Origin of the sequence: Sorangium sp. So ce426, assembly GCF_051475585.1 — a bacterium.
Classification (GTDB): domain Bacteria; phylum Myxococcota_A; class Polyangia; order Polyangiales; family Polyangiaceae; genus Sorangium; species Sorangium cellulosum_B.
Window position 1 is genome coordinate 562983 of record NZ_CP150341.1, and the last position, 20410, is coordinate 583392.

Here is a 20410-nt window from a genome sequence, read left to right on the forward strand (position 1 = left end):
GCTGCGCCAGGACACCATGATGGCTGGTCAGGCGATGGAGCAACGCGGCACGCGTCTACAGGGGGCGCGGATTGTTTCCAGGCGTAAAAGTCTTTGCAAACTCCAGGTCAACGGGCTAATTAAGCTCTTATAGCGGGGGATGTCGTGAATTCAGGCGGCCAAACCATCTCTTCGACCCAGCAAGCGAGCAACAGCTTGCTTGGTCGATACCGCCTGATTGCAAAATTGGGTCGTGGTGGGATGGCCGATGTGTTTCTGGCCGTCTCCCGCGGGCCCGGGTCGTTCAACAAGCTCGTTGTTGTGAAGTGTCTCCGCGTCGGGATGGCGGATGACCCGCGCTACGTCCTGATGTTCCTGGACGAGGCCAAGCTCTCGGCCCGGCTCAATCACCCCAACGTCGTTCAGACGTACGAGATCGGGGGCGAGAGCGGCGGGTACTTCATCGTGATGGAGTACCTCGAGGGCCAGCCGCTCAAGGACGTCGTGAGGGCGGTGGTGAGCGGCTGTCCTGGCGCCGCGAGCTTCACGCGGGGGGCGTGGGTCAGGGTCATCGCCGAGGCGCTGCGCGGGTTGCACTACGCGCATGAGCTCGCGGACTTCGATGGCGGTCTGCTCGGCATCGTGCACCGCGACGTCTCGCCCCACAACATCTTCGTCACGTACGACGGAGCTGTGAAGATCGTCGATTTCGGCGTCGCGAAGGCGGCCCTCAACGCGGCGCACACGGAGAGCGGAACCTTCAAGGGCAAGATGGCCTACGCCGCGCCCGAGCAGGCGATGGCGAGCGGCGACGTCGATCGGCGGGCCGATATCTTCGCCATCGGCATCGTGCTCTGGGAGCTCCTGGCGATGCGGCGGCTGTTCGATGGCGACCACGTCGCCGTGATGCACCAGCTGCTCACGCGGGACATCCCGCGGCTCTCCACCGTCGTGCCGGACATCGATCCGGCGCTCGACGAGATCGTGGCGAGGGCCCTCCAGCGGGATCCCGATCGACGGTTCGCCTCCGCGCAGGAGATGGGCGACGCGCTGGAGGGTTATCTGCGGGGCTCGGGTGAGGACGTCCGCACGGAGCAGCTCGGCGCGCACGTGCTCGAGATGTTCGCGGAGAGCCGGGCGCTCGTGCGCCAGCAGGTCACCGCGCAGTTCGAGTACCTGAGCTCGCTGGACGTCGCGGGCGACATCCAGCGCGCCTCGATGGTCGGAGAGTTCCCCCGCGCCTCGATGGTCGGAGAGTTCCCCCGCGCCTCGATGGTCATGGGGATGAACCGCTCGATGTGGCCCTCGGCGACCGCGGCCGGTCTACCCCTCCTCAGCGATCACAGCCACAGCCTCCCCGCCCACCATCATCACGAGCCCCCGGCCGTCGATCCCGGCAGCCTGGGCGCGACGGTGGGGCGCGTCTCGTCCTGGCGGCAGCGTGGGTATCTCGCCTCTGTGCTCGGGGTGGTCGCGCTGCTCGCCGCGGGGGCTTTCGTGATGTTCCGCGGGCGCTCGGTGGAGCCCGTCGCGTCGGAGCAGCCTGCTGCCGTGTCCACGGCTGCGACGGCGCTCGATCCGGGCCTGATGAAGGCCAAGGTCACCATCAAGAGCGAGCCCGCGGACGCGAACGTGAGCTGGAACGGGACCATGCTCGGCAAGACGCCCCTCAGCGTCGAGCTGCCTCAAGGGATGCAGGTCGTCGTGGTGTCCAGGGCCGGTTGGGTCGACGTGTCGATCTTCCTGCAGCTCTCCGCGTCGGACGTCGTAGAGCGCACCGTCGCGCTCCGGCGTCAGGACATCAGCACGATACCCTCCAATTAGATCTCCCCGTCTCCCTTTGAATTCCCCTGACAAATTCGAGGGGATACTTCAGGGGCCGGCCCGGAGGACACGCATGGAGGAACCTGCCTTGGCGGCGAGGCGGCGGACTTCTCGACCGAGCCAGTCGAGGAAATCGAGGTTCCACGGAGGGCCGTCGGGCCAGCGCTCGCGTATGCGGGCGGCGAGCTCGAGATCCCAGCTCCCGTAGAGATCCACGAGCGCGTCATGCGCCTTGCGGCCGGCCAGCGCTTCAGGGGCCCCGCGAGGCTCGCCCCCGTGCGCGAAGGCGTCATCGCAAACATAGTAGTTGCACGTCGCCGCGCGCCGCTCGGGGGGGATGGTGCAGCCCTCATGACCGTGGAAAGCGCACCTCTTGGGGAGCGCTCCACCATCGCTGCCCTGGGGCTCGACCCGCTGGATGAGCAGGCCGCGCTGGCCCGGGCGCAGGGTGCCCGCGGCCATCTGATCGAGCAGCCAGCCAGCGCCGCCGAGCGAGACGATCCGCCCGATGTCCGACCACTCGACACCAGGCGGGCTGGCGCAGCAGCCCGTCGGGCCCTGCGGGCACGAGCCGCACAACGTCGAGTGCAACCGCGTATGCATGCCCGCGAGCTCCAGCCGGATCATCGCGCCACCAGCGCTCCTATCCTCTGGGCGTGATCAGACGCTCCAGCCCGCGCAGCGGGATGTCCAGCCAGTCAGGCCGGTTGTTGAGCTCGTAGCCGACCTCGTAAATGCACTTCTCGAGCATGTAGAAGTCGATGAGGAGCACCGTGTCCGCGTCGCTCGCGGGCACGTACGGCGCCGTCTCGTCGGTCCGCGGCTCTGCGGTCGCCTGAGCGCGCGTGACCGTCTCCATGTATCCCGCGAGGTAGCTCGCGGAGATCCACGTCACCCAGGCGTCGGTCCACGGCTTGAGGACGGCGACGTCCTCCGGCCGGAGGCGAGCGTCCCGGAGCGCCGAGGCGCCGGCGTAGTCGAACGAGCGCAGCATCCCGCCCACGTCCCGGAGCGGGCCGCGCTTGTAGCGGCGCTCGCTCAGCGGCCTCGCCGGCTCCCCCTCGAAATCGATCAGGATGAAGTCGTCGCCCGTCGAGAGCACCTGGCCGAGGTGGAAGTCGCCGTGCGTCCGGATGCGGGGGATGTCGAACTTCCTCGACACGATCTGCTGGAGCTTCGCGTTGATCTCGGCCTCGCGCGGCAGCATCGCCGACACCTGCTCCCGCACGCTCTCGGGGAGCGAGCGCTCGCGCTTCCTCAGCAGCGCGAAGGTGCGCGCGAGCATGCCGTGCGCCGACTGGAAGATCGACTGCTGGTGCAGCGTCGAGAACGACTGCTGCCCGAACGCGGGGTCCTTGCTGTGCTTGCCGAGCGTGAGGTGGAGCTGCGCTGTGCGCTCGCCGAGCAGCCGCATCCTCACGAGCTCGGTGCCCATCAGCTGGTTCACGAGCGGCGGCGGCGTCGCGCGCGACGCGTCGACCAGCGTGCCGGCCGGCACCGGCGGCGCGCCCCCCTTCGCCGTCTCGTCGGCGAGCACCCGCTCGAAGAAGCGGTTCAGCGCCTCGAGCGTGCTCGTCCACGCGTCGCTCTGGCTCTGCACGTACTCCTGGAGCATCGCCACCGTGGTCGCCTCGCGGCCGCGGGCCTGGTACTCGATCGCCCCGGCGAGCCGCGCCGTGGAAGGGAACTGGTGCTCCGTCAGGTACCGGCCGATCTCGAGCTCCGGGTTGATGCCCTCCTCGACCTGCCGGAAGATCTTGAGGAGGAGCTTGTCGCCGTAGATGATGGTCGTGTTGCTCTGCTCGGTCTCGGAGATGCGCGCCGGGAGCTCTCCCTCGGCGCCGAGCGTCTCGAGCGTCGTCCCGAGCGGCAGCGCGTGGAGCTCGCCGAAGGAGCCCGTCGCGACCCCCTGCGCCCGGATCGCGGCGAGGACGAGCGCGGCGAACTCCGGGGTCGCCAGCGCGTCGTAGAGGACGCCCTCCGGCGCCGCCGCGCTCTCCGGCTCGGGATCGCGGATCGTGACGTCCGCGATCACCGCGTGGCGCGCGCGCGTCGCGAGCGTCCGCGCGTGCTCGCCCGTGGCGAAGCCGATCGGCACGACATACGTCTCCGGCGAGCCGTCCGTGTACTCGACGCGCGCGAGCAGGAGGTAGTGCTCCGCCGCGGTCTGCTCGCCGCGCAGGATCGGGATGACGTCCGCGAGGGTCGTGGCGCGCCGCGTGCGCGCCTTGCCGCGGAACCAGCGCCGCGCCGCGATGAACTTCCCGAGCGCCGGCTCGAGCACCCTGCGCCCCTCCGGGGAGAGGAGCGCCCGCCACGAGCCCTTCGTCGCGATCGCGGGCGCCGCCTCGGCGTCGCCCGCGGAGGTCGCCGGCGTCGCCGGCTCCAGCGCGAACCAGAAGAAGTCGTGCGGACCGAGCGACAGGGAGTAACCGCGGCTCGTGATCTCCGGGAAGCGGCTCCTGCCGAACAGCTCGACAGGCACCATGCCCTCGAAGCGCGCGAGATCGAGCTCGACGTGCTGCGCGTACCGAGAGAGGTTCGCGACGATGAGCAGCCGCTCGTCCGCGTGCGCGCGGATGAACGCGAGCACCTTGCTGTTGTCCGGGTGCAAAAACTCGATCGTCCCGCGGCCGAGCACCTTGTTCTGCTTGCGCAGGGTGATGAGCCGCTTCATCCACCAGAGGAGCGAAGCCGGGTTCTGCTGCTGCGCCTCGACGTTGATCGCCTCGTAGTGGTACTCGGGGTCGATGATGATCGGCAGATAGAGCTTCTGCGGGTTCGCCCTGGAGAACCCGGCGTTCCTATCGGCGCTCCACTGCATCGGCGTGCGCACCCCGTCGCGATCGCCGAGATAGATGTTGTCGCCCATCCCGATCTCGTCGCCGTAGTAAAGGACGGGGGTCCCCGGCAGCGAGAAGAGCAGCGCGTTCATCAGCTCGATCCTGCGCCGCGTCTTCATGAGCGGGGCGAGCCGCCGGCGGATGCCCAGGTTGATGCGCGCGGTGTGCTCCTGCGCGTAGACGCGGTACATGTAGTCCCGGTCCTCGTCGGTCACCATCTCGAGCGTCAGCTCGTCGTGGTTCCGGAGGAACGTCGCCCACTGACAGGTCTCGTGGACAACGGGCGTCTGCTTCAGGATGTTGACGATCGGGAAGCTGTCCTCGAGCTCGACCGCCATGAACATCCTGGGCATGAGCGGGAAGTGGAAGTTCATGTGGCACTCGTCGCCGCTCCCGAAGTACGCCGCGGCGTCGGCGGGCCACTGGTTGGCCTCCGCGAGGAGCATGCGATCGGCGAAATTCGCGTCGATGTGGCGCCGGAGCTTCCGCAAGAACTCGTGCGTCTCCGGCAGGTTCTCGCAGTTCGTCCCCTCGCGCTCGTAGAGGTACGGCACGGCGTCGAGCCGGAGCCCGTCGACGCCCATCTCCAGCCAGAAATCGACCACCTTGAAGACGGCGGCGTGGACGTCCGGGTTCTCGAAGTTGAGGTCGGGCTGGTGGGAGTAGAAGCGGTGCCAGTAATAGGCGTTGGCGACCGGATCCCAGGCCCAGTTCGATGTCTCGAAGTCCTTGAAGATGATCCGGGCGTCCTTGTAGCGGTGCGGCGTGTCGCTCCACACGTAGAAATCGCGCCAGCGCGAGCCCTTGGGCGAGGTCCGCGCCCGCTGGAACCACTCATGCTCGTTCGAGGTGTGGTTCAGGACGAGCTCGGTGATGACCCGGATGTCGCGGCGGTGCGCCTCGCGCAGGAGGCGGGCGAACTCGCGCCGGGTCCCGTAAGACGGGTTGATGTTGGCGTAGTCCGCGATGTCGTATCCGCCGTCGCGCAGCGGCGAGGGGTAGAAGGGCAGGAGCCAGATCGCGGTGACGCCGAGATCTTGGAGGTAATCGAGCTTGTCGACGAGCCCCTCGAAGTCGCCGATGCCGTCCGCGTTCGAGTCGCTGAACGCGCGGACATGGACCTCGTAGATGATGGCGTCCTTGTACCAGAGGGCGCTGCCTTCGGCGGGAGGGGGCTTTTGATCCTGGCTCATGGCTGCTGGCTGCTCCGGCGATGCGCGTTGTCCGCGCGACGACGCCGGGCGCACAGGATGCAGCGGCTCGGGCCCTGTGCGGCGTGAGCACGCCGCCCGGGCCAGAGGTGGCCAGGAGGCAAGGCACGCTGCGGAGTCCGCCACTGGGCGCGCACTGCCGTCCCCACGCAGATGACGCGGATCACGTGTATAGTTTAGCTACTCGGGATTGCAAGACCACGCGTGCCCGACTTCGGTAGCACGCCACGCGCGGGGCGCAAAGCGGCGCGGTTGCGTTCGGCTTGCGTTCGGCTTGCGTTCGGCTTGCGTCCGCTTGCGTCCGGTTGCATCCGCTCGCATCCGTTTGCGCCCGTTGCGCCCGTTGCGCCCGTTGCGCCCGTTGCGCCCGTTGCGCCCGTTGCGCTCGGGTTGCACCCCGCGCGCTGTAGAGATCGCTGCTCCGTGAGCTCGGCCCACACGTCGAACCGCAGCCGGTGTAAGAAGCGCTGGCACTCGTTCTGCGATCGGGCGAGCTCATGCCCATCGAAGGAGCATTCTCATGATGCGTGTCTTCCACGTACTCCCGCTCTCCCTCGCCGCGCTCGGAGCGCTCGCGTGCTCGTCGACCCCCGAGCCGACGATCGACCCGAACAACCCGTGCCCTCCGGGCCAGTGGTGCGCCTCCGCCGTGCCGACCACGCCGGCGACGGCGGTGCCCACGCCCACCACCACCGCCGCGCCCGCGGGCTCCGCCGCCACGCCGATCCCGCCGGTCGCCGCGGTGGCCGCGACGCCGATCCTGCAGGGGATGGGCACGACGGAGGCCCCGGGGATGAAGCCGGACGGCGGGCCGTTCGCGGGGCAGTTCCAGGAGGGCCAGGCGCTCGAGCAGCAGATCAACATCTCGCCCGGCAAGTGCTACACGGTCGTCGGCATCGGCCTCGGGGTCCAGGAGCTCGACATCCAGCTCGTCTCGCAGCCCGCGCCCGCGCTGCCGCCCGTCGTGCTCGCGCAGGACAGCACCACCGGCGCCGCGGCGACGCTCGGCGGCAAGGCCTCCGGCTGCTGGAAGAACCCCCTGCCGATCGGCGGTCCGGGCAAGGTGATCCTCAAGGCGACGAAGGGCGCGGGGATCGCGGCCGCGCAGGTCTTCATCAAGTAACGCTCCCTCGCGCGGGTTGGCCGAGTCGAGTCCGCCCGCACGCGAAGACGCCCGGCCGTGCGCGTGCCGAGAGGCGCGCGCCTCGCGCGACTCTTCTATTCCCGCCGCCTTCCTCCTCCCCTAGAGCAGACCGACGCGGCCGTGGGTCGCGCGCGCGACTCGATGAGCGAGACCGTCTTCCTCGGCCCCGACGCCAGCAAGACCTGCGCGAGGCAGCGCTGGGAGTGGCTGTCGCCGCGCCTCCCCCCGGACCTCGAGCAGGAGGCGACGAGGCGCGTCGCGTGGATGGCGCTCTGCACGATCGTCGCGGGCGCCCTCGGCTTCGTCGTGTCGGAGCTCATCCCGGGCCTCGAGCTCGGCCCTTCCCCGATCCGCGTCGCGGTCTTCCTGCCGTTCATGCTGGTCTCGGCCGCGCTCTTCGTCATCGCGCGGAAGGGGCTCCTGTCGCCGCCGCGGATCGTCGATCTCTCGTTCGCCTACAAGATCCTGGGCGCCGCGCTGCTCTCGGTCATCTCCAACGCGCAGCCGTGGCCGGAGGGGCCGGTGTTGCCGGGATGGCCGCCGGTGGCCGTCTGGGTGCTCATGTTTCCCATCATCGTCCCCGCCCCGAGCGTGCGCACGCTGTTCACCTCGACGCTGGCGATCCTCACCGATCCGGCCTGCCTCTGGGTGCTCGTCCGCTCGGGCTTCATGGAGCCGCCCTCGGGCGAGGCGATGCTCCGCCGCTTCTTCCCGAGCGTCATCGCGCTCGCGCTCTCCGTCCTCGTGTCGCGCGTCGTCTTCGGGCTCGGGCGCAAGCTCGACGCGGCGCGGGAGCTCGGCAGCTACCGGCTCGTCGAGCGGCTCGGCGGCGGCGGCATGGGCGAGGTGTGGCGGGCGAAGCACCGGATGCTCGCCCGCCCCGCGGCCGTGAAGCTGATCCGGCCCGAGGCGTTCCAGGGCGAGCCATCGAGCAACGGCAACGCGAAGGCGCGGTTCGAGCGCGAGGCGCAGGCGACCGCCGCGCTCCGATCGCCGCACACGATCGGCATCTTCGACTTCGGCGTCGCCCGCGACGGGTCGTTCTACTACGTGATGGAGCTGCTCGACGGCATGGACCTCGAGACCCTCGTCAAGCTGGACGGCCCGCAGCCGCCCGCGCGCGTGGTCCACCTGCTCCGGCAGGCCTGCCACTCGCTCCACGAGGCGCACAAGGCCCTCTTCGTGCACCGCGACATCAAGCCCGCCAACCTCTTCCTGTGCCGCTACGGCGCAGATCTCGACTTCTTGAAGGTGCTCGACTTCGGCCTCGTGGCCCAGCGCAGGAAAGACGCGGATCCCTCCAAGCTGACGGCGGACAACGCGATCACCGGCACGCCCGCGTTCATGGCCCCGGAGGTGGTGCTGGGCGACCGCCCGATCGACGGCCGGACCGACATCTACGCGCTCGGGTGCGTCGCCTACTGGCTGCTCACCGGCGCCCTCGTGTTCGACGCCGAGACGGCGATGAAGACGATGTTGCTCCACGCGACGGAGGCGCCCGTCGCGCCTTCGAAGCGCGCGGCGCGCGCGATCCCGCCCGCGCTCGACCGCATCGTGCTCGACTGCCTCGAGAAGGACCCCGCGCGGCGGCCGCAGTCGGCGCGCGAGCTGTCCGAGCGGCTCGCCGCGCTCCGCATGGACGCCGACTGGACCGAGCAGCACGCGGCGGCGTGGTGGGAGGCGATCGCGCCGCCGTCGCTCTCGGGCCAGGCGGCCAGGGCGACCGTCGACGCCTTCGGCTGAGCTCCGCGCGCGCCCGGCCCGGGTCCTCAGCGGATGTTGAAGTCGACCGTCATCAGCTGTCCGCCGCGCTCGATCGCGACGGACAGGCGGTCCGCGGTCCGGAGCCGCGCGTACGCCTCCAGCGCCTTCTGGGGATCGGTGACGTCGAAGCCGTTGATCGACCTCAGGGTGTCTCCGCTCTCCAGCCCGAGCGTCTCCAGCAGCGAGCCTCGCCTGATCCTGAGCTTCAGCCCGACGACCTGGTCTCCTCGTCGCTCCGGGGTCACCCGGGCGGAGCGCATGAGGAGCGCCTGCTGCTCGAGGATCTGATCGACCGCCGCGCGGTCGACGTTGAACTCCGTGGCGCTCACCCGCCGGATGCGGGCGGCGATCTCCGGCGGGATCGAGTTCAGGCTGTTGTCGCTCCCGACCGGCCTCGCCTGAGGCCGGGGCTGCGGCGCGGGCGCCTCCTCGCGCGCGCTCTTCCCGGCCTTCCCGAGCTGCATCTGGCAGCGGGCGCCGCCCGCGGTGATCCAGACGCGGTCCCACGCGATGCGCGTGAGCGTGCCCCCCGCCGCGTCGCCGCCGAGCCGGCGGAGCTGCGTCTGCCCGTCGGGGCCCTCGATGGCCGCGAACGACCACGCGGCGTCCTGCGACGCCGCGATCAGCACCACGCGTCCGGCGTCGCAGGTCGGATCGCTCCACGGATCGCCGTGCGCCGCGGGCGCGCGCTCCTCGGGCGCGCCGCCCGGGGGCGGGAGGAGCGGCCCCGTCGCCGAGTCGAACGGGTTGCGCTGGAGGATCGCTTCAGCGCTCGTCGCGTGGAGGCCGTCGCGCGGCGCGCGGTGGGGCGCCGGGGGCAAGGAAGAGAGCCTCGTGGCTCTGTCCGGGATGATCGTCCTCCCGATCAAGTGAGACACCCCCGACGCCTGAAAGTAGGCGGCGGACGCGATCATCGTGCCCGCGATCCACAGGAAGTGGTGCTTCACAGCCGCATCCAGGTCCACGGGTCCTGCTCTTTCTGGGGCACGACCGCTGCCTGCGATCGAGGCGAGCGCCACGCGCACGCCGGCGTGGAGGCGACCGTGCACAATGTCGCCACCGACCCTCCCTCCCGGGACGCGCAGCACCGCGCGTGCCGGCCCGTCGCGCCGGCGCGCCCGCGCGAGCGCCTGTCAGAGCGCGCCTTGACCCGAACGGATCGGCGCGCGTCCACGGGCCGCGCGGGCGTCCACGAGCCGCGCGCGCGCCGCGGCGGCGCTCATCGAGAAGGGGATCGAGAGGAGGAAAGGGCGGGGCAGCGAGCGCCGGCGGGCGGCTCGCTCAGGGCTTCTTGTCGGGCGCCTTGGCGGCGGCCGTCGCCCCGGGCTCACCGCGGCCGCGGCGGTACACCCAGGCGGCGAGGACCTTCCGGTCGTTCGCGGAGAGCTTCTCCTCGAACGCCGGCATGTGGCCTTCCAGGTCCTTCGCCATCGCGGCCGGCGGGTAGGCCTTGCCGCTGCCGGGGTTCGTGATCTGCGCCTCGATCCACGCGACCGAGGCCCAGCCGCGGAGCTCGGGGGCGGCCGACTCCTCGTCGTCGGTCTTGCCGTCGAGCCGGTGGCAGCTCGTGCACCGCTGCCGGACCATCTTCTCGCCGGGCGTCCCGGCGCCGGGCTCCCCGCGCGCCTGCCCCTCGAGGAACGCGGCGATCGTCTCCTGGTCGGCCTCGCTCATCGGCGTGAACACCTTCGCCGCCTCGGGATCCGCGGGCGGCTTCACCGCCGACGGCATCATCTCCTTGAACGCCGTCTTGCCGAAGAGGTGGTCGGCGTCGGGATCCCTCAGCACCTCGAGCGCCCAGGCCTTCGTCCCGAACCCGGTGAGGTCCGGCGCCGTCTGCTTGTCCTTGGGCGGCCCGAGATCGTTGAGCCGGTGGCAGCTCGCGCACTCCTTCTTGTAGAGGTCCTCGCCGCGCGTCTCCGGGTCGTTCCGGAGCATCGCGAGCGCCCCCTCGGGCGGGACGCCTTGCTTGAACAGCGCCACCGCGCGCGCCGTCCGCGCGGCGCTCTGCGCCTCCGAGCGCTGGAAGCCCTCGTCCTTCGCGTCCTTCACGAACGACGTCGCCAGCAGGCCGACGGCCCCGAGGCCGATCAGGAACAGCGGCGCGAGCGCCGGCAGCCGCGCCCGGAGCGGGCCGGGCTTCCTGTCGATGAACGGCAGCAGCGCAAGGTACAGCCCGACCACCCCCGGCAGGCCGACGGTCGCGATGAGCTCCAACGAGCCGGGGAAGTACTTGCGCAGCTCGAAGAGCGGGCGGAAGTACCAGGCGGGGCGGGCGTTGTAGTCGCTGACGGGATCCGCCGGCGCCTCGAGCGGGGCGCCGTGCTCCATGGCCGCGAGATCGAACACGACGACCAGCACGAGCGCCACGGCCAGCAGGATCAGGCCGAGCTGCTTCGGGAAGAACCGATCCGCCTTGCCGAGGTCGGCGCCGTGCGGCGTGCCGAAGCCGTGCCTGCGGAACTGCGCGAAGCTCGCGGCGAGCAGCAAGGCCATGACCGCCGGCAGCACGAAGACGTGCAGGCCGTAGAGCCGCGTCAGCGTCAGGTGGCCGAGCGAGCTCCCGCCGACGACGAGCTGCTGCGTGAACGACCCGACCACGGGGACCGAGCCCATGATGCCGGTCTCGACGCGCGCGCCCCAGTAGCCGTCCTGGTCCCACGGGAGCGGGTTGCCCGTGAAGGTGAAGCCGAGGATCACGCCGAGCAGGCCGAGGGTCAAGAACCAGCCGATCTCGCGCGGCGCGCGGTACGCCCCGTGGAGCGCGATCCGCGCCACGTGGATCGCGATCAAGATGACGAGCGCCTGCGCTCCGAAGTAGTGGAGGCCTCGGATGAGCCACCCGGCGCGCAGGGTGAAGTTGATGTGCGCGACGCTCGCCCACGCCGTTGTCGCGCTCGGGGCGTACGCCGACATGAGCAGCGCGCCCGTGACGACCTCGACGAGCAGCAGCAGCGCGAGCGCGCCTCCCCACACGTAACCGATGCGCGCGCCGCCGGGGATCGGCGCGTCGAGGAACCGGCGCAGCGGCTCGCGGTGCCCTATGCGCTCGTTCAGCCAGTCGCCGAGGCTCATCCTGCGATCTCCTGGAGCTCGGCGACCCCGTCACGGTAGCGCCGGAAATCCACCTCGAGCCATCCATCGACGACCCGCGTCGCGAGCGGATCCATGGGGCGCGGGGACGGCCCCGTCTCAGGCACACCCGACAGGCCGAAGCGCGACGCGTGGCACGGGCAGTTGAAGCTCTTCTTGTCGTCGTTGAGCTCGATCCCGCAGCCGAGGTGGGGGCACGTGGCGCTCATCGCGCGGATCTTCTCGCCCTCCCGGATGACCCAGATGGCGCCGAGCATCTGGTCCTTCGCGACCGTGAAGGCGTCGCGCTCCTCGCCGATCACCTTGAGCCGCCGCGGCTCGCCCGGCGGGAGGTCCGCGAGGCGCCCGACCCGGACCCAGCGCTCGCGCCCGCCCGCGGCGCCGGCGCTGCCCGCGGCGGGCGCCGCGATGAAGCTCGCCGCCGGCACGGCGATCGCGCCGGCGCAGGCCAGACCGCCGATCGCCACGAGCGCCTTCAGGGCGCCACGCCGCTCCTCGGGGGCCGGGCCCGCGGACGGCGCGCCGGCGCTCGCGGGCACCCCGTGAGGCCCAGGTTCGTGCGCCAATCCATGTCCGAGGTACCCACCGGCACCAGGTTCCTTTTGCGTCGGCTCTGCCATCTCGTAGGCTCTCCCTCGCTCGCGCCGCTCTCCGAAGGCCGCCCAGACTGGAGCGGGGCCCCCGGCGGCCGAAGCGGACGCAGCATATCGAAAACACAGGCGTGACGTTGAATCCTCGCCATCGCGCACATCGGGGCGATTGCGCTTCGGCCGGCACAGCCGAAAGTTCTCCTTCCGTTGTCCAGGTCCCGATGCCTCGTCCCGTCGCCGCAGCGCTCGTGATGTTCGCCGTGCTCGGGTCCTCCGCGTGTGCCGCCACGCGTCAACCGCCGGTGTGTACGCGTCCCGACCTCAGCGGGTGCGCCATCGAGGACGTCTCGTTCGAGGGCGACGACGTCATCAGCGGCGACGAGCTCGCCGCGCGGATCGCGACGGCCGAGAGCTCGCGCCTCCTCGGCGGCGCGCTCGAGCCCGTGCCGATCCTGAGCGTCTGGGACGCGCTCACGGTCGAGTACGAGCGCTTCGACCGGTTCGTCCTCGAGCGGGACCTGGCCCGCATCGAGCGGTACTACCGCGCGCGCGGGTTCTACGGGGCGCGGGTGCGGGCGGCGCGGGTGCAGCGCTTCGGCGGCCCCGGCAAGGAGGGGCGCGTGCGGGTGCGCATCGTCGTCTCCGAGGGCGCGCCGGTGAAGATCGCGTCGGTGGATCTCGCGTGGCGGGACTGGACCCTGGAGAAGGGCAGGGACATCGGCCGGCCGGTGACCGAGGCGAAGGACGAGCTCAAGGTCGGCGAGCGCCTGGACGAGGCCCGGTACGAGGAGCTCAAGAAGAACCTGCTCCGGGTCCTCACCGATCGCGGCTTCGCCTACGCGAACGTGGAGGGGCACGTCGACGTCGACCTCGTGAAGAACGAGGCGCGGGTCCGCTACACGATCGAGCTCGGCCCCGAGTGCAGGTTCGGCAAGGTCAAGCTCGAGGGGCTCGGCGAGCTGCCCGAGGGGCCCGTCAGGACGGCGATCGGCATCGAGGAGGGCGAGCGCTTCTCGACCGCGGATCTGGCGGACGCAGAGCAGGCGCTCGCCGACTTCGGCGTGTTCGGCTCCGTCGCCGTGAAGCCCGAGCTCGCGCCGCCCGGACAGCCCAGGAACCCGGTCGTCCCTGTGACCTTCTCCGTGCAGCCGTCCGCGCTGCGCGCCGTGAAGCTCGGCGGAGGCGCCGAGGTCGGCTCGCGCGTCGAGGCGCACCTCGTCGCCGGGTGGGAAGATCGCAACTTCCTCGGGGGGCTGCGCCGCTTCAGCATCGAGGCCCGGCCGGGGCTCGTCTTCTATCCGGTGGAGTTCTCGAACCTGCTCGGCAAGGAGCTCGGGGACACGTTCCGCCTCTTGCCGGAGATCCAGCTCCGGTCCGAGCTCCGCCAGCCCGGGGCGATCGAGCGGCGCACGGCCGCGGTGCTGCGCGGCTCGTTCAAGCTCTACTGCCCCCAGACAGGTGAGTTCTGCACCAAGCCGGACAAGGGGGGCGCCGAGGGGGAGTCAGGAGCTGCACCAGACGCTGGCCAGGAGGCTCCGGAGCACGCGATCGTCGGCTACCGCGAGTACGTCGGTTCCATCGGCATCGAGCGGCCCTTCCTGAAATCGGACCTGAACGCGGCCCTCCTCTACAACGTCCAGCTGAACAGCCCGTTCACCTACAATTCGGCGCGGCTGCCCTCCGGGTTCGGGACCCTCTTCATCCCTTACCTCCAGGCGCTCGTGTCCTATGACCGCCGGCTGAACGAGGCGGGGAAGCCCGACAGGGTCACCCCCCATCACGGCTATTACATCGCGCTGGACACGCAGCTGGCCGGCTATCTGGGGTTCGACACCGCGATCGCGGAGGCCCTGGTCGGCGAGAAGGCGCGGGACGAGCGGGACAGGCGGTTTCACTCCGCGCGCGACATCCGCCTTCAGCCCGAGTTTCGCGCCTACTTCCCTGTTTCGAGGAGATGGACGCTGGGTTTCCGCCTGATGACCGGGTGGCTGTTCACGGGCGACTACGGCGACGCCTCCGTGGATCCTGCCCAGTGCGACGCGCTCGCGGGCGTGGACAGGGACCGTTGCCGGAGAGACGTGGGGGCCGATCTTCAGCTGATGCAGTTCCGCGGGTTCTTCAGCGGCGGCGCGACAAGCAACCGCGGATACGGGTACAACGAGGTCGGCCCGCACGCCCGCGTGCCGAGCCTGACGGCCGGCGACAGCGCCGACGAGGAGGACGCGCCGCTGGTCCCCATCGGAGGCCGTCTGCTGTGGGAGACGAGCCTGGAGCTGCGGATACCGCTCGGCGAGAGCTTCGGTACGGTGATCTTCGCCGACGCCGGCGATGTCACCCGGGAGCACCGGCTGTTCCGCTCGGGAGCGCAGCGCCTGCACCTCTCGGCGGGCTTCGGGCTGCGCTACGTCACGCCGGTCGGACCGCTGCGCTTCGACGTCGGCTACCGCATCCCCTGCATGCAGGTGCTCGGCGTCTGCGACGAGACAGAAGCCGCAGGCTGGCCCGAGGACGAGCGGCCGCCGGGCAAGCTGTTCGATGTGCTGCCCATCGCCGTGAACCTGGCGATCGGCGAGGCGTTCTGACGTGGGGTGATCCGTCCGGCGGGCGCCGGAGGGCGGTGCGGCCCGCGCCTTCGGGCAGGCCGCGGGCGATCAGCCCTCTTCTTCTTCCACGTTCCAGGCGGACAGCGCGGTCACCCCGATGGCGACCGAGCAGAGGCAGCAGAGCGCAGGCTCCTCGAACCGGAGCTCGTCGCCGCGCGACCACACGTAGAGGCCGCGCCCGTGGGGCTCCCCCGTGATGGCCCTGTCGCACACGTCGCAGCGGTGCTCGGTTGCGCCTGAGGCTGCTTGACGCGCGCGCAGCGCGTTGTCGGCGATCGCGTCGACCGAGACGCAAATCGGTTGGGCCAGTGTCCCTGTGAGCCGGTAATCCGCACTTGCGGTCCCCTCCGGCGTAGGGCAGGGGTCCAGGTTCGCGGTCCCCTTCAGAGCGCCTTCAATCACATCCACCTCCGGCGGCAGGGCCGAATCTAGCTCAGGCCGAGACGGGACGCACGAGAAGGCTGTGCCTGAACACCATCAGGCCTGCTCCAGGGCGCAGATGTAGGCGAACACGCTGGAGCGGCGCGTCATGGCCTGCATGACGTACCGCTCCAGCGTGCAATGGCAACGGAATCTGGAGGTTCAGGCGCTGGCGGACGCGGCCGTCTCGGCGGCGTCCTGGGCGGCGGCCGAGCGGGAGCCGGCCGAGCGGTCGAGAGCGCAGCTCTCTTCGAGCAGCTCGACGACGTCGAGCTGGCGGATCGACTCCTCCTTGGACTGATCCTTGAGGCCGTCGGTGATCATCGTCTGGCAGAACGGGCAGGCGGTCGCGATGGTCTTCGCCTCCGTCTGGAGCAGCTGCAGTGTCCGCTTGACGTTCACGCGGTCCTTGTTCTGCTCCTCCATCCACATCTGCGCGCCGCCGGCGCCGCAGCAGAGCCCCTTCTGCCGGTTCCACCCCTCGGCCTCGACGAGCTCTAGCCCGGGGATGCGCTTCAGGATGTCGCGCGGCTGCTCGTACACGTCGTTGTATCGGCCGAGGTAGCAGGAGTCGTGGAAGACCACCTTCCCCTCGACCGGCTTGCTGGGGACGAGCTTCTTCTCGGCGACAAGGCCGAGCAGGAAGTCGGTGTGGTGCACGACCTCGAACTTCGCGCCGAAGTCGGGGTACTCGTTCGCGAGCGTGTTGAAGCAGTGGGGGCAGGTCGTGACGATCTTCCGGACGCCGCCCTGCTCCTTGTAGCCGTTCAGGGTCGCGGCGTTCTGCTCGGCGAGCATCGCGAAGAGGTACTCGTTGCCCGCGCGGCGCGCCGGATCGCCGGTGCAGGTCTCCTCCTGGCCGAGGATGGCGAAATCGACGCCGGCGGCTTTCAGGAGCCTGGCGGTCGCGCGGGCGATCTTCTTCGCGCGGTCGTCGTAGCTCGCCGCGCAGCCGACCCAGTAGAGCACGGGGGCCTGCGGCTTGTCGGCCATGGTCGGGATCTCGAGCCCCTCGGCCCAGTTGCCGCGGTCGATGCGCGCGAGGTTCCAGGGGTTGCCGTTGACCTCCATCGCGTTGAACGGATTCCCGAGCTCCGCCGGGAACTCGCCCTTCACGAGGACCAGGTGGCGGCGCATGGAGACGATCTTGTCGACGTAGCTGATCAGCACCGGGCACTGCTCCTCGCAGGCCCGGCACGTCGTGCAGGCCCAGAGCACGTCCGGATGGACGACGTTCGCCACGAGGTCGACCGGCTTGTACGCGACCTCGGGGACCGGGACCGGGTTCTCCGGGGCCGCCTGCTCCGCGCGCTCCTGCGTCTCCGCCGTCTCCGCCGCCTGGCCGTCCTGCGCCGCCGCCCCGTCGGTGGCCTGCCCGTTCGCCTGGGCCGCGTGGCCGTCGCCGGCCGCACCCCGCGGGCCGCCCGGCCTGTTGATGAACTCTCCCTCTCGGCCGTACAGGTGATCGCGCAGGTCCAGGGTGAGCTGCTTGGGGCTCAGGATCTTGCCCGTCTTGTGGGCCGGGCAGTTGTCGCTGCAGCGGCCGCACTCGGTGCACGTGTAGAAGTCGAGGATCGCCTTCCAGGTGAAATCCTCGATGCGCGCGATGCCGACCGGGGCGGCCTTCTCGGGCTCCTCGGCCGCCTTCATGACCATCTCGCCGATCGCCTCGGCGCTGCCCGCGACGAGCGGCAGCCGGCCGCGCGGCTCGATGTTGCGCGTGAAGACGTTCGGGATCGACGTGATGATGTGGAAGTGCTTCGAGTGCGGGAGCAGGTTCAGGAACACGAGCACCAGCGTGACGTGCGTCCAGAACCCGATGTGCGCGAGCACGACGAGCGCCCCCGGGCCGACGCCGCTCAGGAGGACGGCGAACAGCGAGCCCGCCGGGGCCGGGAACAGGTGCCAGCGGAGCGCCGCCGGGTCCGCGGGGACGCCCGCGAACGGGGCCGTCACGGTGGCGACGCGCTCGCAGAGCGCCGCGTCCGCGGGGCCGCACGCCGCCGTGGACCAGCGGTGGTGGAGCACGAGCGAGGCGCCGTCATAGAGCATGTCGCTCACCATCATCGTGACGATGATGCCGAGGATGAGGAGCCCCTCGCCGGACAGGGTCATGCGCCGCTCGCGCTTGATCGCCCGGTAGTAGATGAACACGAGCGCGCCGATCACGACCAGCGTGGCCATGACGTCCTTCACGAACTCGTAGATCCCGCCGAGCGGCACCGCGCCGATGCCCGGGAGCCGCACCGGCTCGTGCCCCAGGATCCACAGATCGAACGAGGGGTCGATGCCGCGCCCCCACAGGATCAGCGTCCGGAGCAGGAGAACCAGGAATCCGAAGAAGATGAGCTTATGCGCCAGCCCGGCGAGCGGGTAGTAACCCATCTTCCGTTGCCGGAAGGCGTACTCCCAGGTGCCTTTGAGGCGCTCGGCGATCCGGTCGAGCCGGTCTTCCCCGCGCCCGACCTTGAGGAGCTGCCAACGCCGGTTGGCGCTCCACGCAAAGGCGGCGAAGAGGCCGACGAGCAATGTGAGCATCCACGTGGGATTCATTCGCGGGGCGTCTCCAGGTGTAAAATGGCCACATCTTTTAAGGTGGGCGGCTGCCGGACGTCAACCGCGCGGCGGCGCGGGAACGCGCGGGGCTCCTTCGCCGGATTTCTATTCTTGCAAGGGCGGATACGTCGGTGCGCGCTGGGGCTCCTCGCGCGGCGAGGGCGCGGGCGGCGCGTGAGGGGCGCGGGCGGGGTGCGCTGCGCGAGCGGCTCAGAGCGTGAACTCGACGCTCTTCTCTTCGGTCGCGGCGGAGGGAGACAGATCGAGCGCCATGCTGTACGAGCGCTGGCCGACCCGCGCGCTCAGGCGGACGCGGATGGGGGCCGTCGCGTCGTTCAGCTTGTCGAGCCGCACGACGACGCGGTAGCGGCCCCGCGCCGGCTCGCCCTCGGTGAGGAAGACGTTCTCCACGTTCTGCTCCTGGCATTCGCCGCTCACGCGCGGGCAGTCGCGGTCCTTCATCAGGCCGCTCGCCGTCGGCTCCCCGACGCGCGCGAGCTCTCCCGCCGGGTCATAGACGTTGAGATCGACGTCGGCCTCGGGCTCCTCCCAGGCGATCGTGAACTGGAGGATCCCGGTGTGGAGCCCGCAGCCCTCGTCGATCACGCCGTTGCAGTTGTTGTCGCGGGCGTCGAAGCAGAGCTCGACCCCCGTCGGTGTGCAGGCGATCTCGAGCCCGACGCCCTCGGGGACCTTGATGTCCTTCGGCTGGAGGGGCGGCCTGGGCGGGGGCGGCGGCACCTCGATGCAGCCGGCGAGGAGCAGGGCGAGGGCGGCGGCGCGCGTGACGTCGATCGCCGCGCGGGCGAGGCGCGCGCGGAGGCCGTGATGCGCCGGCGGGCGCGCCGCGGCGCGACGGGCGCGCGGCTCGCGCCGCGGGGGACCGGGGCTTCGCATGGGGAGCTGCATGTTATCCGCCTTCAGGCTCCCGCGGGGCGCCGGCGCTGCGCGTGTCGAGCGCGGGCGGCCTCCGCGGCTTGGGGCCGCGCGGCTTCGGGGGAGGGGGCGGCGTTCCTCCGAGGGGCAGGGGCAGGCGCATGCCCCGCGCGGCCAGGATCTCCGCCGCGTGGGGGACGGTGAGCACGAGCGCGCGCGCGTAGAGCGTGATCTGGTAGGGCTCCGGCAGGTCGCCGGGACGGCCGTTCGTCGCGTGCTCGAGCAGGATCGCCGCGGTGACGCTCACGTTGAGGCTCTCCGCGAAGCCGCGCATGGGGACGCGCACGGCGCGGGCGCAGGCGGCGGCCAGGTCGGGGCGGATGCCGTCGCGCTCGTTGCCGAGCACCAGCGCGAGGCGGGGGATGCTCGAGAGGTCGCGCGGGGTGAGCTCGCCCTCCGGGTGGGTCGCCACGAGCTCGTGCCCCGAGGCGCGGAGCTCGGCGACCGCGGCCTCGGTGGTCGCGTGCGTGCGCACGTCGACCCAGCGCTCGGAGCCGCGCGAGACCGTGTTCGAGACAAGGAACTGCTCGGCCCGCTCGATGATGTGCAGCCGCTGCAAGCCGAACGCGTCGCAGGAGCGGAGCACGGCGGCCCCGTTGTGCGGATCGTGCGGCGCATCCATGGCCACGGTGACGGCGTCGAGCCGCGCCGCGATGACGCCGCGCAGCCGGGCCCTGCGCTCGTCCGTGACGAACTCCTCGAGGATGCGGGCGACGTCGGCGACGTCGAGGGAGTCGAGCGCGGCGAGCAGCCTTCGCTGCTCCTGCGCGACGAACGAGCAATTGGGGGTCGAGCGGCGCATGGCGGGGGGGCGCCTCTATAGCAGGTCGATCGCGACCGCGATCCGCTCGCCCTCTGCGTACTCGACCACGGCGCAGTCGCCGGGAGAGCCGTCCTCCCAGGCCAGGCAGACGAAGTCGGCCTCGGCGTCGAGCGCGATCATGGGGTGGTGCCACACGCCGGGGCGATAGGTGATGCCCTGGGCGCCGTGGGCGATGAAGGCGCCGAGCGTCGTGAGCTCGGGCCTGTCGCCGCCGAGGGCCACGACGACGAGGTAGCGCCGCGCGTTCATCGGCACGAACGCCTGGGTCGAGCCGGGGTGCTTCTCGAGCAGGGCGATCGGGAGCGGGAAGCTCGAGCGCGGGGCGCAGCGGAACACCGAGACGTTCAGCGAGGCGTGCCCGGGGCGGAGGTTCTCGATCGCGGCGAGGTGATCGAAGCGCCGCGCCGTCCCCTGGTTGGCAGGCCTGCCGGGCTCGCCGTGCGGCGAGGCCATGAGGATGTCGCCATACGGCGCATAAGCTGCGGGGCTGAGCGAATGGGCTGCGATGCGCTGGCGGTGGCTCATCGTCATGGGCGACTGTGGCGGCGTGCCACGCGTGTGGCTTCCCTGAGGCTCTCCTGCGCGGCGCATGGAGCGCGTCGACCGAAGGCACGACAGGGAAAG

General features: G+C 70.8%; 14 protein-coding genes. 4 read left to right on the forward strand and 10 right to left on the reverse strand.

Annotated features, from left to right (window positions below):
* Positions 1 to 144 precede the first annotated feature (144 nt).
* Positions 145 to 1803, forward strand: coding sequence for a protein kinase domain-containing protein (locus tag WMF44_RS02080; RefSeq protein WP_437297445.1), 1659 nt, complete (start codon positions 145 to 147; stop codon positions 1801 to 1803).
* A 48-nt stretch (positions 1804 to 1851) separates the two neighbouring features.
* Here the strand turns inward: WMF44_RS02080 and WMF44_RS02085 are convergent, their stop codons facing one another.
* Positions 1852 to 2406 (reverse strand): hypothetical protein, encoded by a 555-nt coding sequence (locus tag WMF44_RS02085; RefSeq protein WP_437297446.1) that lies wholly within the window; start codon positions 2404 to 2406, stop codon positions 1852 to 1854.
* A 40-nt stretch (positions 2407 to 2446) separates the two neighbouring features.
* Entirely contained in the window at positions 2447 to 5839 is a 3393-nt protein-coding gene (gene treS, locus WMF44_RS02090; protein ID WP_437297447.1) for a maltose alpha-D-glucosyltransferase, read from the reverse strand.
* 538 nt (positions 5840 to 6377) lie between these two features.
* On the opposite strand from treS, the gene WMF44_RS02095 reads away from it, so the two are divergent.
* Together WMF44_RS02095 and WMF44_RS02100 are read left to right on the forward strand one after the other, a co-directional pair.
* Complete coding sequence (locus WMF44_RS02095; protein ID WP_012232997.1) at positions 6378 to 6980, forward strand: hypothetical protein; 603 nt, start codon at positions 6378 to 6380, stop codon at positions 6978 to 6980.
* 162 nt (positions 6981 to 7142) lie between these two features.
* Positions 7143 to 8744 carry a serine/threonine-protein kinase gene (locus tag WMF44_RS02100; protein ID WP_437297448.1) on the forward strand — a complete coding sequence of 534 codons (1602 nt, stop codon included), beginning with the start codon at positions 7143 to 7145 and terminating at the stop codon, positions 8742 to 8744.
* A gap of 26 nt (positions 8745 to 8770) precedes the next feature.
* On the opposite strand, the gene gspC is transcribed toward WMF44_RS02100, so the two are convergent.
* The 3 genes from gspC to WMF44_RS02115 all read right to left on the reverse strand — a co-directional run bounded on the left by gspC (position 8771) and on the right by WMF44_RS02115 (position 12397).
* Positions 8771 to 9730: a type II secretion system protein GspC gene (gspC, locus tag WMF44_RS02105; protein ID WP_437297449.1), complete on the reverse strand. Its 960-nt coding sequence runs from the start codon at positions 9728 to 9730 to the stop codon at positions 8771 to 8773.
* A gap of 316 nt (positions 9731 to 10046) precedes the next feature.
* The gene (locus tag WMF44_RS02110) at positions 10047 to 11840 is read right to left on the reverse strand and encodes a cytochrome b N-terminal domain-containing protein (RefSeq protein WP_437297450.1); all 1794 of its coding nucleotides are present in this window, start codon (positions 11838 to 11840) and stop codon (positions 10047 to 10049) included.
* Positions 11837 to 12397: a ubiquinol-cytochrome c reductase iron-sulfur subunit gene (locus WMF44_RS02115; protein ID WP_437297451.1), complete on the reverse strand. Its 561-nt coding sequence runs from the start codon at positions 12395 to 12397 to the stop codon at positions 11837 to 11839. Before WMF44_RS02115 ends, WMF44_RS02110 begins: the two co-directional genes overlap by 4 nt.
* A 272-nt stretch (positions 12398 to 12669) precedes the next feature.
* Here WMF44_RS02115 and WMF44_RS02120 point away from each other — a divergent pair, with 272 nt between their 5' ends.
* Positions 12670 to 15030 carry an autotransporter assembly complex protein TamA gene (locus WMF44_RS02120; protein WP_437297452.1) on the forward strand — a complete coding sequence of 787 codons (2361 nt, stop codon included), beginning with the start codon at positions 12670 to 12672 and terminating at the stop codon, positions 15028 to 15030.
* Positions 15031 to 15099: 69 nt separating this feature from the next.
* On the opposite strand, the gene WMF44_RS02125 is transcribed toward WMF44_RS02120, so the two are convergent.
* The 5 genes from WMF44_RS02125 to WMF44_RS02145 form a co-directional block, all read right to left on the reverse strand.
* A complete protein-coding gene (locus WMF44_RS02125; RefSeq protein ID WP_437297453.1) occupies positions 15100 to 15264 on the reverse strand; it encodes a hypothetical protein in 165 nt (54 codons plus the stop codon).
* 369 nt (positions 15265 to 15633) lie between these two features.
* Positions 15634 to 18009 (reverse strand): (Fe-S)-binding protein, encoded by a 2376-nt coding sequence (locus WMF44_RS02130; RefSeq protein ID WP_437297454.1) that lies wholly within the window; start codon positions 18007 to 18009, stop codon positions 15634 to 15636.
* Between the two features lie 228 nt (positions 18010 to 18237).
* On the reverse strand, positions 18238 to 18924 hold the full coding sequence (locus tag WMF44_RS02135; protein WP_437297455.1) for a hypothetical protein: 687 nt from the start codon (positions 18922 to 18924) through the stop codon (positions 18238 to 18240).
* Positions 18925 to 18937: 13 nt separating this feature from the next.
* On the reverse strand, positions 18938 to 19765 hold the full coding sequence (locus WMF44_RS02140) for a TrmH family RNA methyltransferase (RefSeq protein WP_437297456.1): 828 nt from the start codon (positions 19763 to 19765) through the stop codon (positions 18938 to 18940).
* A 15-nt stretch (positions 19766 to 19780) separates the two neighbouring features.
* On the reverse strand, positions 19781 to 20317 hold the full coding sequence (locus tag WMF44_RS02145; protein ID WP_437297457.1) for an ureidoglycolate lyase: 537 nt from the start codon (positions 20315 to 20317) through the stop codon (positions 19781 to 19783).
* Positions 20318 to 20410: the final 93 nt, after the last annotated feature.